General features: G+C 44.6%; 13 protein-coding genes. 9 read left to right on the top strand and 4 right to left on the bottom strand.

Going from position 1 to position 13,309, the window contains the following annotated elements; all coding sequences use genetic code 11:
- Positions 1–39: 39 nt before the first annotated feature.
- From AC3WJC_RS11175 to AC3WJC_RS11165, 3 genes are all read right to left on the bottom strand, one after another.
- Entirely contained in the window at positions 40–723 is a 684-nt protein-coding gene (locus AC3WJC_RS11175; protein ID WP_492399188.1) for a DsbA family oxidoreductase, read from the bottom strand.
- A 51-nt stretch (positions 724–774) separates the two neighbouring features.
- Entirely contained in the window at positions 775–1,197 is a 423-nt protein-coding gene (locus AC3WJC_RS11170; RefSeq protein WP_492399187.1) for a secondary thiamine-phosphate synthase enzyme YjbQ, read from the bottom strand.
- Positions 1,198–1,327: 130 nt separating this feature from the next.
- The gene (locus AC3WJC_RS11165) at positions 1,328–1,705 is read right to left on the bottom strand and encodes a response regulator (RefSeq protein ID WP_492399186.1); all 378 of its coding nucleotides are present in this window, start codon (positions 1,703–1,705) and stop codon (positions 1,328–1,330) included.
- A gap of 314 nt (positions 1,706–2,019) precedes the next feature.
- Here AC3WJC_RS11165 and AC3WJC_RS11160 point away from each other — a divergent pair, with 314 nt between their 5' ends.
- The 4 genes from AC3WJC_RS11160 (at position 2,020) to AC3WJC_RS11145 (ending at position 6,257) form a co-directional block, all read left to right on the top strand.
- A complete protein-coding gene (locus tag AC3WJC_RS11160; protein WP_492399185.1) occupies positions 2,020–4,860 on the top strand; it encodes an FAD-binding and (Fe-S)-binding domain-containing protein in 2,841 nt (946 codons plus the stop codon).
- A 115-nt stretch (positions 4,861–4,975) separates the two neighbouring features.
- On the top strand, positions 4,976–5,293 hold the full coding sequence (locus tag AC3WJC_RS11155) for an ArsR/SmtB family transcription factor (protein ID WP_492399184.1): 318 nt from the start codon (positions 4,976–4,978) through the stop codon (positions 5,291–5,293).
- Positions 5,293–5,790, top strand: coding sequence for an SRPBCC family protein (locus AC3WJC_RS11150; RefSeq protein ID WP_492399183.1), 498 nt, complete (start codon positions 5,293–5,295; stop codon positions 5,788–5,790). Before AC3WJC_RS11155 ends, AC3WJC_RS11150 begins: the two co-directional genes overlap by 1 nt.
- A gap of 38 nt (positions 5,791–5,828) precedes the next feature.
- The gene (locus tag AC3WJC_RS11145) at positions 5,829–6,257 is read left to right on the top strand and encodes a VOC family protein (protein ID WP_492399182.1); all 429 of its coding nucleotides are present in this window, start codon (positions 5,829–5,831) and stop codon (positions 6,255–6,257) included.
- Between the two features lie 76 nt (positions 6,258–6,333).
- Here AC3WJC_RS11145 and accD read toward each other — a convergent pair whose 3' ends face one another.
- Positions 6,334–7,185 carry an acetyl-CoA carboxylase, carboxyltransferase subunit beta gene (accD, locus tag AC3WJC_RS11140; protein ID WP_492399181.1) on the bottom strand — a complete coding sequence of 284 codons (852 nt, stop codon included), beginning with the start codon at positions 7,183–7,185 and terminating at the stop codon, positions 6,334–6,336.
- Positions 7,186–7,396: 211 nt separating this feature from the next.
- On the opposite strand from accD, the gene fbaA reads away from it, so the two are divergent.
- From fbaA to AC3WJC_RS11115, 5 genes are all read left to right on the top strand, one after another.
- Positions 7,397–8,476: a class II fructose-bisphosphate aldolase gene (gene fbaA, locus AC3WJC_RS11135; protein WP_492399180.1), complete on the top strand. Its 1,080-nt coding sequence runs from the start codon at positions 7,397–7,399 to the stop codon at positions 8,474–8,476.
- 92 nt (positions 8,477–8,568) lie between these two features.
- The gene (locus AC3WJC_RS11130; RefSeq protein WP_492399179.1) at positions 8,569–9,039 is read left to right on the top strand and encodes a low affinity iron permease family protein; all 471 of its coding nucleotides are present in this window, start codon (positions 8,569–8,571) and stop codon (positions 9,037–9,039) included.
- A gap of 57 nt (positions 9,040–9,096) precedes the next feature.
- A complete protein-coding gene (locus tag AC3WJC_RS11125) occupies positions 9,097–9,327 on the top strand; it encodes a hypothetical protein (RefSeq protein ID WP_492399178.1) in 231 nt (76 codons plus the stop codon).
- A 146-nt stretch (positions 9,328–9,473) separates the two neighbouring features.
- Positions 9,474–11,651 carry a glycoside hydrolase family 43 protein gene (locus AC3WJC_RS11120; protein WP_492399912.1) on the top strand — a complete coding sequence of 726 codons (2,178 nt, stop codon included), beginning with the start codon at positions 9,474–9,476 and terminating at the stop codon, positions 11,649–11,651.
- 36 nt (positions 11,652–11,687) lie between these two features.
- A complete protein-coding gene (locus AC3WJC_RS11115) occupies positions 11,688–13,265 on the top strand; it encodes a glycoside hydrolase (RefSeq protein WP_492399177.1) in 1,578 nt (525 codons plus the stop codon).
- The last annotated feature ends 44 nt before the right edge of the window (positions 13,266–13,309 follow it).

Genomic DNA, 13,309 nt, shown 5'->3' with positions numbered 1-13,309 from the left:
CAACCTGCCCCTTTGCTTTTTGTATTAACTGTTTAACCCTTAGCAGTTACTATCCGGCCCGCACGAATCACCATCAGTATTCAGTAATTGCGGCTGATTTTCACTTTTTACCTTATCAAGTACCTGTTTAAAAAGCTCCGTAGGCTGCGCGCCTGATACGGCGTACTTATCATTAAATACGAAAAAGGGCACCCCCTGCACACCTATCTGGCGGGCGTGGTAAATATCTTCCTCAACATCCTGTTTGTAAGTATCACTGCTTAATGCCCGGCGTATTTCGTCAGTATCAAGTCCGTGGCTTTGGCCTATGCTAACCAGGGTGTCAATATCACTTATGTTTTTGCCCTCGGTAAAGTAAGCGGCTAACAAGTCTTCCTTAACTTCATTCTGTTTATGATGCTTTGCCGCTAAATGCAGCAAGCGGTGCGCGTCGAGCGTGTTGGCTATTTTGGCGCTATCAAAATTATAATCCAAACCTAACTCAGCCGCCTGCGCGGTTACATAGGCATTCATTTCCTTAGCCTTTTCCAGCGGGAAGCCTTTGCGGTTAGCCAGGTATTGGTCTACCGTTTGTCCTTCCTCGTATTTGGCATCAGGGTCAAGCTGGTAGCTATGCCAAACAATCTCCACGTTATCATCAAAACCGGCAAGGGCATTTTCAAAGCGGCGCTTGCCTATATAGCAAAACGGACAAACAATATCCGACCAAATGTCTACTTTCATACAACAAATGTATGCAGCAGGCAATGTAATATAGTTAGCCTATTGTAAGTTTTACAGCCCCCACGCGGTAACTACTATGTTGCGGTTGCCGCCATGGTCGCGGTGCTCGCACAAGTAAATGCCTTGCCAGGTACCTAAAGCAGGCCTGCCGTTGGTAATGGGTATGGTTACTGAGCTGCCCAGCATAGCGGCTTTCAGGTGAGCGGGCATATCGTCTGATCCTTCATAGTCGTGCTCGTAATCCGGGTCATTTTCGGGTACGGCCTTATTAAAGAACATCTCAAAATCCATGCGCACGGTAGGGTCGGCATTTTCATTTATGGTGAGCGATGCCGAGGTATGCTGGATGAATACCTGCAGCATGCCGGTTTTGATATCGCTTAATTGCGGCAGTGCCTGCAAAACATCATTGGTTATAAGATGAAAGCCACGGCGACGGGCGGCGAGGCGTATATGTTGCTGGTATACTTTCATAGTGAGGGGGTGAATACGTGCTAATATACTAAACCCGTAACAGGTACTATGGTTTAAATAATGCAGCCGTTAAATAGCAGTCAGCTTAGATAAAGAATTTGTTTTCAGTAGGAGAGTGACATCAGGGCGATTAGCAAGCCAGGCGGTTGGTGTTAAACCATTTGCTTACTAAGTTTTCCAGATCGCTGATATCAAAGGGTTTTGGTAATACATCGTCCGCCTTGCATGACCGTGCCATGGCCTCAATCCCCGTCATTGCCGAAACAATGATCACCGGTATGCCCGCTGTTTCAGGGTCAGCCTTCAACTCCGAGCAGATGGAATCGCCTGTAATATGGCCATTGAGTGAATAATCCAGTAAAACTACGCCGGGGCGCAAGCTTTTAATGGCCTCAACATTATGCGGTGTAGTAGCCTGTATAACCTGATAACCGGCGTCAGTTAAAATATAATCGATGATCTCGGCAATGGACTGATCGTTCTCAATCAATAAAACGCTGTTTTTCATACCTGTGCTGTCGATTTAGAATACAGGCAATTGAGATGGGAGATTGTCTGAATTATATTAAAAATATAAATAATTAATGTAAAGGTAAGCTTATCGTTGACATTAACAAGAGCATTAAGTTATTAAACATAAAAGTTGTAAAGATTAATAGGTGTTATTACACTGTAAATGAGGATTAACAGTGTTTTAATAATATGTAAGCCTTAATATATGAATTTCTCATTTAATTTATAATTAATATAAATATATTGGAATGATTCCAAAATTAAGGAGGATGGAGTATTTGCAAAAAATATATCTCACCTTAGTAGGTAATGCAAGTGTTAGTTGATATACAAAAAAAGCTCGAAGCAATTTTGCCTGCCTCACGTATCAAAACCAGACTGATCGATCTGGTTTCCTACGCCTCCGATGCGGGTTTTTACACGCTTACGCCACAGGCGGTAGTGCAGCCGGTTAACGAGGATGAGGTGATCGCGCTGTTTAAATTCTCTAAAGCCCATGGTATTCCACTGGTTTTTCGTACCGGCGGTACCAGTTTGTCGGGGCAGTCTATTACAGATGGTATTTTGGTTGATCTGAGTCAGCATTGGGATAAGATCACCATTGAAAATAATGGCGATGAAGTGCGTGTACAGCCCGGCATCACCGGCGGTATGGTGAACAGCTATCTGCGCAAGCATAAAAAAAAGATAGGTCCCGACCCGGCCAGCATTAACTCCGCCATGATGGGCGGAATCCTCTCCAATAATTCCAGCGGTATGTGCTGCGGGGTAAAACAAAACTCCTATCACACGGTAAAGCACATCCGCTTTATACTGCCTGATGGTAAAGTGTTCAATACCGAAAACGAGGCCGATTACAGCCGCTTTGAGCAGGATTGTGCCGAACTGTATCAACTGCTTAAAAATACCCGTGAAAAACTGCTGGCCGATGCTGATCTGTATAACAAGATCCGTGGCAAGTACCAGATAAAAAACACCGTTGGTTACGCCGTTAACGCGCTGATAGACCATGAGCACCCGCTGGATATATTGGCCCATCTGCTGATAGGTGCGGAGGGTACGCTGGCTTTTATTGCCGAAACGGTGATGAACACGGTGCCCGAATACCCTTTTAAGTCGGCAGCGCTGCTGTACTTTCCGGACATTTATACGGCTTGCCAGGCCATTGTCCCACTTACTGACGCTGGCGCAAGAGCCATCGAACTAATGGATAGGGCATCGTTACATGCTATTGAGCACATGCCCAATTTACCTACGGTAATAAAAGGTTTGCCCGAACAGGCATCGTGCCTACTGGTGGAATTTCAGGAAGATACGTATGCTGACATCGAACAAAAGGTAAATGATTTTTTGCAGCAGGTAGAAACATTGGCTTTGTTACATCCCCCCGTTTTTACCTCGAACCCACAGGAACTGGAATATTACTGGAAGATACGCAAAGGGTTATTTCCATCGGTGGGGGCGGTGCGGGCGAGTGGTTCAACCGTTATTTTGGAGGATGTGGCATTCCCGGTGCCTAAACTGGGTGATGCGATATTGGATCTGCAATCACTGTTTAAAAAGTATGAATATAGCAATGCCATCATTTTCGGCCATGCACGGGATGGTAACATCCATTTCCTGATCACGCCTGAGTTTAACTCGCCTGATGAGGTTATCCGTTACGATAGCTTTATGCAGGAGGTTGTAAACATGGTGGTGAACAAATACGATGGCGCGCTGAAAGCCGAACATGGCACCGGCCGTAACATGGCACCCTTTGTACAAACCGAATGGGGCAACGAGATTTACGCCATTATGAAGCAGATCAAAGAGGCGGTTGACCCGGCTAACCTGCTTAATCCGGGTGTTATCATCAATGCGGATAAAAACGTCCACATTAAAAATATAAAACCCCTGCCTACGGTAGAGCACGAGGTGGACAAATGTATAGAATGTGGTTATTGCGAGCATAAATGCCCCAGCCGTAATATTACCACCACGCCACGCCGCCGCATAGTTATCCGCCGCGAACTAAAAAAAATGGAACTAAGCGGTGACGCGGCCAATCATAAAATACTGCTCGATCAGTACCAGTATGATGGGATGGATACCTGCGCGGTTGATGGTCTTTGCGCCACCGCCTGCCCGGTTGATATCAATACCGGCGAGCTAATAAAGCGCCTGCGCCGCGAAAGCCATTCGCCGCTGGCTAACAAGGTTGCGCTTGCCGTAGCCCGTAATTTTGGTATTGCTATGGGCGCGGCCCGCTTTGCCCTGGCGGCAGGCAGCATGGTGAATAAAGTATTTGGCGCCAGGGCCATGACCAACATAACCACAGCGTTTAAACGCGTCATTCCCGCCATGCCTTTATGGACGGAGCAATTAGCCACCCCACCCAATTTAAGCCTGATAAAACAAAGCCGGGGCAAACAGCCGCAGGATGCAGAGGTAATCTATTACCCAAGCTGCATATCGCGCATGCTGGGCAGCGGGGTTAAGGGCAAAAAAAGCGTGATGGATACTTTTATGAGCGTATCGCAAAAAGCAGGCATTAAAGTAAGCATATCCGGCAATGTATTTGGCAGTTGCTGCAGCCAGATCTTCTCCTCAAAGGGTTATGCCGATGCTAATAAATATATGGCCAATGTGTTTATTGAACGGATGTGGGAGGCCAGCAACGAGGGCAAGATCAGGATAGTGATCGATGTAAGCTCATGCGCCTACGCCATCAAAAATATGCGCCACCATTTAAGTGAAGCTAATCAGCATAAGTTTGACCGCATGAATATTATGGATTGCGTGGATTACCTGCACGATGTGGTAATGCCTAAGCAGCAAAATATCAACAAAAAAGGCACGGTGGTATTGCACCCGGTTTGCTCATTGCAAAAAATGAATACCCATGGCAAATTCACGGCTTTAGCCCAACACTATGCGGCGTATGTTGATGTACCGGTACACGCCGGTTGCTGCGGTATGGCCGGCGACCGGGGTTTCCTGGTGCCTGAATTGACCGCCTCGGCCACCCTGCCCGAAGCATTAGAGGTGCAACACAAGCCGTACGACGGTTATTACTCATCCACCAAAACCTGTGAAATGGCCATGTCGCATGCGGTAGGGCAGGATTATGAGTCGATACTTTATTTGCTGGATGAAGCAATGGAGTAGCCACGAGTCGACCTTGCAAGTCAATTAATTATATGCCTGAAAATAATTGCAAATAAATTTGCGCAACTAAAAAGTTGCGTTTATATTAGCAACCGAAAGGTTGCAAATTATTAAAATGAAGCAGGATATATTTCAAGCCATAGCTGATCCGACCCGCAGGGCCATTTTAACCCTGCTTGCGGTGCAGGCGTTAACGCCAAATTTGATGGCCGAAAAGTTTGATATGACCCGGCAGGCAGTATCAAAGCATATTAAGGTGTTACAGGAATGTGATTTAATTAAACCCGAACATCAGGGTAGGGAGATCTACTATCACTTTAACGCTAAAAAAATGCAGGAATTTGATCATTGGTTAGCGCAATTCAGGCAAAGCTGGCAAACGCAATTCAATCAGCTCGACAAACTATTATCAATCATTAAAGAAGAAAAATAATGAACAACAACGATTTGCTTTTTGATTTTAACGTTGACAAAGCAGCTAAAACAGTATACATCACCCGGGAATTTAATGCCGGGCTTGATTTAGTATGGGATGCCTTTACTAAACCCGAACTGCTTGACCAATGGGGAGCACCTGCACCCATGCGCGCCAAAACCAAGTATATGGATTTTAAAGTAGGCGGGCGCAGGTTTTACGCCATGATAAGTCCGGATGGGCAGGAGCGTTGGGCGGTACAGGAGTTTACTTCTATCAGCCCGAAAACCAATTTTAAGATGTACAATGCCTTTGCGGATAAGGATGAGAATAGGGAGCTGCCCGGTTCGGACTGGGATTATAATTTCAGCGAGCAAGATGGCATTACGAGGGTTGATATTGTCATCTTTAACGAATCTTTCGAGCGTTTGGAAAAATTGCTGGAAGGCTTCAAGATCGGTTTCACCATGACTTTGAAAAACCTGGAGGAATTGTTGGCCAATTATTCATCTTAAAACAAACTTAATACTAACCAATTTTTAAAATAAACACCATGAGAGCAATTAATCCCTGGATCAACTTTAACGGCAATGCCGAAGAAGCATTCAATTTTTACCAATCTGTTTTTGGGGGCGAGTTTACAAAAGTCACCCGGTTTAAGGACTTATCAAGCCCGGAATTTCAGGTACCTGAAGACGAGGCAAACAAGATCATGTACATTGGCCTGCCGCTTGGCAAAAACAACGTATTGATTGCTAATGATGTTCCGGCATTTATGGGGCAGGTAAACGAAAATGAAAACCGGTCGAAAATATATGTAAGCTCCGAAAGCCATGAAGAAGCAGAAAAGATATTTAACGGCTTATCAGCAGGCGGCGATGTAGAAGGACCGATTGACGAAAGTCCATGGGGTACTTATGCCGGCATGTTCCGGGATAAATATGGCATTGAATGGATCGTGGAGTTCGATCCGGCCTCTTAAGGGTCAAGTGTAGACCAAATAAAAAGGCTGCCCCATTTATTGAGGCAGCCTTTTTGTTAAATATTATCGTCGGCAATTAAGCTGCCGGGGCAAGCATTTTAATGAATGATGCCAGTTTTTCTTTCATTTCGCGGCGGTCAACAATAAAGTCGAGGAAGCCGTGTTCCTGAACAAATTCCGCTGTCTGGAAGCCTTTTGGCAAATCCTTCTTAATGGTTTCCTTAATAACCCTCGGGCCTGCAAAACCGATCAGTGAGCCTGGCTCGGCAATGTTGATATCGCCAAGCATCGCATAAGATGCGGTAACACCACCTGTGGTCGGATCAGTAAGCAGGGAGATGAACGGCAATTTAGCCTGGCTTAACAACGCCAGCTTGGCGGATGTTTTAGCCATTTGCATTAATGAAAAGGCCGCTTCCATCATACGTGCGCCGCCTGATTTTGAGATGAGCAGGAAAGGCATTTTATGTTGTATGCAATAGTCGATAGAACGGGCTATTTTTTCGCCTACCACCGAACCCATGGAACCACCAATGAAGTTAAAATCCATACAGGCGATCACCAGGTCCTGACCATCAATCTTACCATGGCCAGAACGGATAGCATCTGTTAAGCCGGTTTTTTTGGTAGTTTCCTTTATACGGTCGGTATACTTTTTAGTATCCTCAAAGTGCAACGGATCGCCCGAGCGAAGGTTGCCAAATAGTTCGGTAAATTCGTTGTTATCAAATAAAATTGAAAAATATTCTTTTGAGCCGATACGCAGATGATAGCCGCAATAGTGGCAAACATACTGGTTCTCAACCTGCTCCGAATAATGAAGGGGTTTTTTACATTCAGGGCATTTATTCCAGATACCATCCGGTGCCTCTTTCTTTTCCTGAGTAGTCGTAATTATCCCCTTAATTTCTCGTTTAAACCACGCCATATCGTTTTCTGTGTCTGTCAATGTGATGCAAAGAAACAAAAAAAATAGTTCACTTAATTGTTTCTAATAAATTGAGTTTTTAAGTACGGGTATGATGTATGTGTATAAATTACACTATGTTTATAAAAAACCGCATATAATTAAGCCGTTTACATCATATAACAAGTTAAATTTTATATCTTCGGAGCCCAAACCAAACGTTAAATAATTAATGAGTTTAAAAGATTATAAAGGCGTTCTGCACGGCGATCAGGTGCAGGAGCTATTTGAGGCAGCTAAAAAGCACCAGTTTGCTTTACCTGCGGTAAACGTTATAGGTACAAACACTGTTAACGCTGTTATGGAAACAGCTAAAGCGGTAAATTCACCTGTTATTATTCAGCTTTCAAACGGTGGCGCGCAATTTTACGCCGGTAAATCGTTAGATAATTCAAAACTTGAGGCTTGTATTTTAGGTGCCGTATCGGCAGCTAAGCACGTACACCTGCTTGCCGAGCACTATGGAATCGCGGTTATTCTGCATACCGACCATGCTGCTAAAAAACTGTTACCTTGGATAGACGGTTTGTTAGAGCACGGCGAAAAATTCTTTGCCGAAACAGGTAAACCCTTATTCTCATCGCACATGCTCGATCTTTCTGAAGAGCCGATTGAAGAGAACATCGAAATATCAGCAAAATACTTAGCGCGTATGGCCAAAATGGGCATGACGGTTGAAATTGAGCTTGGTGTAACCGGTGGTGAAGAAGACGGTGTTGATAACAGCGATGTGGACAGTGCCCGTTTATATACCCAGCCTGAAGAGGTTGCCTACGCTTACGAAGAACTATCAAAAGTAAGCCATCGCTTTACAGTTGCCGCAGCTTTTGGTAACGTACATGGTGTTTACAAACCGGGTAACGTAAAATTGCAGCCGGTTATATTGCACAACTCACAGGAATTCCTGAAACAAAAACATAACATCGCTGCTGAAAAACCGATCAACTTCGTGTTCCACGGTGGTTCAGGTTCAAGCCAGGAAGAAATTCGTGAGGCTATCTCATACGGTGCCATCAAAATGAATATCGATACCGATATGCAATGGGCTTTCTGGGAAGGTATTAAGGATTTCTATCAATCAAAAGAAGCCTACCTGCAAGACCAGATTGGTAACCCGGAAGGTGAAGATTCTCCTAACAAAAAATACTACGATCCGCGTGTTTGGTTACGTAAAGCTGAGGAGAACTTTGTTAAAAGGTTAACCGTTGCCTTTGGTGATCTGAATTGCATCGACGCGAACAGCAAATTGTAATTATTACCTGATAATTTGATATATAGAGGAGCGCGGGTTAAACCCCGGCGCTCCTTTTTAGTTTATACCATTAATTTGCGCTACTTTAGTTTATGCCTAAAAAGAATAAAAATCTGTTTGAACGTTTTGCCAACTGGGCTACCAACGCTACGGGCAGTTCTGCCGCGTTTATTATCGCGTTTTCAATCATCATAGTTTGGGGTATAACGGGGCCTATATTTGGCTATTCAGATACCTGGCAGTTGGTAATTAACACGGGTACAACCATTATTACCTTTTTGATGGTGTTCCTGATCCAGAAATCGCAGAATAAGGATTCAAAGGCGATCCACCTGAAACTGAACGAACTGATCGCCTCTCATCAGGGAGCCAGCAACCGCATGGTTGATATTGAGGATTTGAACGAGGAAGAATTGAATAAACTGCACAGATTTTACGAACAACTGTCTGATCTGGCCGAAAAAGAGGACGATATTTTATGCACACACTCTATTGATGCCGCTAATGATAACCATAATACCAAGGTAGAACTCACCAAACATTACCGCAAACACAATAAATAGTAACATAGCACAATTTGGAATAAATTTTGCTTACTCACATTTGTTAAACAATGTGAGGTGAACAACAAGCAATTTCAGGAAACCCTTAACCGGTTAAGGGAGCAAGCCGATACTTACCGTGCTAATTTAAATCGTTACCAAACTGGCCTTGCCGAATTGCGATCCAACATTCAACAATTTGATGTTGATTTGGCTATGGCCAAACAGCGGTTCGCTTCACTCTCTGCAAACCCTGATGGCCATGTACCCGTTATGAAACTTTACGCTTATAACGAGCAGGTAGCCTAATAAATCCTTAATGAATATTCTTAATAAGTGTTTAATCGTCACCATTAAACCTGCGTACAGAATTATTTTTATCTTTTAGGATTTGAAACTTAAACGAAAGTACTAACTTCAAACTTTCAAATAGTATAACCAAATTCCTGAATGTGATGGTGTATAACACGTCTAAACTTAAAATTGTATTTTTAACACTTATTTTATTAGTTGCTTGTTATGTTCCGGGCATCAGCCAAAGCAAAAAGGCACCAAAATCTTACAACGCTTATCTATTCGCGTACTTTACAGGTAACCAAAAAAATGAGGAAGCCATCCATTTCGCTTTAAGTACTGACGGTTACCATTACCGTGCTTTAAACCACGATGAACCTGTTATCAAGTCAAAAAATATCAGCGAAACAGGCGGTGTACGCGATCCGCATATAATGCGTGGTGCCGATGGCAAAACATTTTATATGGTGGCTACCGATATGGTATCTGCCAAAGGGTGGGACTCAAACCGTGCCATGGTACTACTCAAATCAACTGATCTGATCAACTGGTCTTCATCTGTTGTTAATATTCAAAAGCGCTTTAAGGGTAATGATAGTTTGATGCGTGTTTGGGCGCCGCAAACCATATATGATGCCGCGAAAGGCAAGTATATGATCTACTGGTCAATGAAACACGGCCAGCGAGGGCGGGATATTATTTATTACGCTTATGCCAATGCCACCTTTACCGACCTGGAAAGCGAACCTAAGCAATTATATTTTAGCGCGGATAAGGGCTCATGCATTGATGGCGAGATTGTGAAAAAGGATGGTGTGTTTTATTTGTTTTACAAAACAGAAGGCTCAAACCTGGGCATCAATATAGCCACCTCTACCAAACTTACTGAAGGTTATAAATTGCAGAGCAGGGATGTGCAGCAAACCAAAGAACCGGTTGAAGGTTCGGGCGTATTTAAACTGAATGATGGCAGCGGCTATATATTAATGTATGATGTTTACGCAAGCGGCCGTTACCAGTTTACTAAAAGTACCGATTTTAAAACGTTCAAGGTAATTGATGCCGACGTAAGCATGAACTTTCACCCGCGCCACGGCACGGTGATGCCTATCACGGCTGCCGAGGCATCAAAGCTGGCTGCCAAGTGGTTAAGTGCTGATGAGGTTTTGGGCTCCGCAGCTAACCCGGCATTAAAAACGATCAATACCAAATTAGATGCTGATGCCAAAACGCTGGAACTGGCGGTAAAGCCCGGTACAGCATTAAAAGCGTTCAATCCGCAATTTGCAACTTTTCCCGGGGTAACGGTTACGCCAAAGTCGGCCGACCTGTCTAAAGGGCCGCAAACATTTACCGTTAACATCAAGGGTAAATCCCCTGTAACCTATAAAGTAAGCGCGGTTGAAAACCATAACCCGGTACTGGCCGGTTACTATGCCGACCCGGATATATTGTACGCCGAAAAAACGGGCAGGTTTTACCTGTACCCAACAAGCGATGGTTTTACGGGCTGGTCGGGCAAGTATTTCAAAACCTTTTCATCGCCGGACATGGTGAACTGGAAAGATGAGGGTGTGATAATCGACCTGCAAAAGGATGTAAAATGGGCCAAACGGAATGCCTGGGCTCCCTGCATCGTTGAAAAAAAGATAAACGGGGCTTATAAATATTTTTACTATTTCACGGCGGCGCAAAAAATAGGTGTCGCGGTGGCTGATGATCCGGCAGGTCCGTTTGTTGATTCGGGCAAGCCGCTGATCGATGCTTTTCCTGATGGAATAACCGGCGGCCAGCAAATTGACCCTGATGTATTTACTGATCCTAAAACCGGCAAAAGCTACTTGTACTGGGGTAACGGCTATATGGCCGGTGCGGAACTGGCTGACGATATGACATCGCTAAAACCGGGTACCACCAAAATATTAAAACCCGGCAGTGACTACCGTGAAGGTACTTATGTATTCTATCGGGAGGGTAAATATTACTTCATGTGGTCTGAAGATGATACCCGCAGCCCTGACTATCGTGTGGCCTATGGCACGTCAGATGCTCCGCTGGGCGAGATCACCATCCCTGGCAATAGGATCATCCTGAAAAAAGACGAAGCGAAGGGCATTTATGGTACCGGCCATAACTCGGTGCTGCAAATTCCGGGTACAGATGAATGGTACATAGTTTACCACCGCTTTAACTACCCTAAAGGCATTACCATGGGCGAGGCCGCGGGCTATAATCGTGAAGTATGCATCGACCGTATGTATTTCAATGCCGATGGTACCATAAAGCAGGTAGTGCCTACCCATACCGGCATAAAACCGGTAAACGTAAAAAAGCAATAACCTACATGCTGATCTATAAATAATTTGTTCCTGACTATGAAGATCCATACGCTTACCCTTGCCGCTATTTTTGTATGCGGTGCCACGTTTAACACGCGGGCACAAACGGCACAAAAACAGCTTACCATAACCATTGATGGAAAAAATACTGCTCAAACCGTACATAACATCGGCGCTTCAGGCTGCTGGTTCTCTGAAGGAATAGGCAAAAACTGGCCATCAGCCAAGCGCGAAAAAATAGCGGAACTATTATTCAGCCGTGATTTTGATGCGCAGGGTAACCCGAAGGGCATTGGCCTGTCGGCATGGCGTTTTAACATCGGCGGTGGTACTACCGAGCAGGGTGATAGCAGCGGTATAGTGGATTTCAGGAAACGGGTGGAGAGCTTTTTATCGCCCGATGGCAAATACGACTGGAACAAGCAGGCAGGTTACCAATGGTTTTTGCGCAAGGCTAAAAGCTACGGTGTTGAAAACCTGATCGCTTTTTCAAATACCCCACCGGTGCAGTTCACCAAAAATGGACGTGGATTTAAAACGGAAAAAGATTACATATCAAACCTGAAAGAGGATAAGTATGATGCTTATACCGCTTTTTTGACCGAGATTATTAAACACTTTGATAAGGAGGGTTTGCATTTCAGTTACATTAGCCCGGTAAATGAGCCGCAGTGGGATTGGTCAAACCCGCCAGGCAAGGCCAGCCAGGAGGGAAGCCCGTGGACGAATACGGAGATACACCGTGTGATCAAATCACTCAACGCCGAACTGGATAAGAATAAACTATCCACTAAAATACTCACTACCGAAGCCGGTATGCTTACTTATTTATATGGCGGTAAAACGGCATCGTCAAGGCAAATACAGCAGTTATATGCCGATACGTCCAAATTGAATATCCGTAACCTGAAATATGTGCCGCCTGTAGTTGCCGGGCACAGCTATTTTACTGATAGCGGCGACAGCAGCATAGTAAATGTGCGCAAAAATGTAGCCGACAGTGCTAAAAAATATGGCTTGGAATTTTGGCAGTCAGAATACTCCATGCTGGCCGATGGTTTTAGGGAAGGTACCAAGGGCAAACGCAGCGCTATTGATTGCGCGTTGTTTTTGGCTAAAATAATGCATTATGACCTGGCGGTAGGCAACGCCGCCGCGTGGCATTTATGGAATTCGTACGAGCCGGGCAATGCCGATTTTGATACCCGCTACTACCTCATCGCCCTGCAACCTAATAATGAATATACTAATGGTGAGTTTGCCATTACCAAAAACCTGTGGGCTATGGGCAACTACAGCCGCTTTATTCGCCCGGAGATGAAAAGGGTAGAGGTAGGCCGTGCTGATGGACTGGGTCTGTACCAGCAAGCACAGGATGTGATGGTATCCGCCTATACCGGCGGTAAAAATAAACTGGTTGTTGTGGCCATCAACTATACCGAACAGCCTACGGCTTTAAAAATGAATTTTAATAACTTAAAGGGTATCAAAAACTACCAAACTTACACTACATCAGCCGCGGCTGATGATAATTTAAAGGCATCAGCCATACAGCCGTTAAAAGGCGGCGTGGCGTTAAAGCCACGGTCGGTAACCACCATAGTTTTTAATTAAGCAAGGGTTACAAAACGGCATCAAGCTTATTATCGATGTGTTTG

This window comes from Mucilaginibacter sp. FW306-07-L (assembly GCF_058782065.1).
The sequence above is the reverse complement of the archived record's forward strand: the minus strand, read 5'-3'. Positions and strand labels throughout refer to the sequence as shown.

What these genes read in the sequence shown, in the direction of transcription:
- AC3WJC_RS11150 (WP_492399183.1), top strand. Translation starts at nt 5,293, where the DNA reads ATGAACAACAACGATTTGCTTTTTGATTTTAACGTTGACAAAGCAGCT.
- AC3WJC_RS11155 (WP_492399184.1), top strand. Translation starts at nt 4,976, where the DNA reads ATGAAGCAGGATATATTTCAAGCCATAGCTGATCCGACCCGCAGGGCC.
- fbaA (WP_492399180.1), top strand. Translation starts at nt 7,397, where the DNA reads ATGAGTTTAAAAGATTATAAAGGCGTTCTGCACGGCGATCAGGTGCAG.
- AC3WJC_RS11160 (WP_492399185.1), top strand. Translation starts at nt 2,020, where the DNA reads ATGCAAGTGTTAGTTGATATACAAAAAAAGCTCGAAGCAATTTTGCCT.
- AC3WJC_RS11115 (WP_492399177.1), top strand. Translation starts at nt 11,688, where the DNA reads ATGAAGATCCATACGCTTACCCTTGCCGCTATTTTTGTATGCGGTGCC.
- AC3WJC_RS11130 (WP_492399179.1), top strand. Translation starts at nt 8,569, where the DNA reads ATGCCTAAAAAGAATAAAAATCTGTTTGAACGTTTTGCCAACTGGGCT.
- AC3WJC_RS11120 (WP_492399912.1), top strand. Translation starts at nt 9,474, where the DNA reads ATGGTGTATAACACGTCTAAACTTAAAATTGTATTTTTAACACTTATT.
- AC3WJC_RS11170 (WP_492399187.1), bottom strand. Translation starts at nt 1,197, where the DNA reads ATGAAAGTATACCAGCAACATATACGCCTCGCCGCCCGTCGCCGTGGC.
- AC3WJC_RS11165 (WP_492399186.1), bottom strand. Translation starts at nt 1,705, where the DNA reads ATGAAAAACAGCGTTTTATTGATTGAGAACGATCAGTCCATTGCCGAG.
- AC3WJC_RS11175 (WP_492399188.1), bottom strand. Translation starts at nt 723, where the DNA reads ATGAAAGTAGACATTTGGTCGGATATTGTTTGTCCGTTTTGCTATATA.
- AC3WJC_RS11145 (WP_492399182.1), top strand. Translation starts at nt 5,829, where the DNA reads ATGAGAGCAATTAATCCCTGGATCAACTTTAACGGCAATGCCGAAGAA.
- accD (WP_492399181.1), bottom strand. Translation starts at nt 7,185, where the DNA reads ATGGCGTGGTTTAAACGAGAAATTAAGGGGATAATTACGACTACTCAG.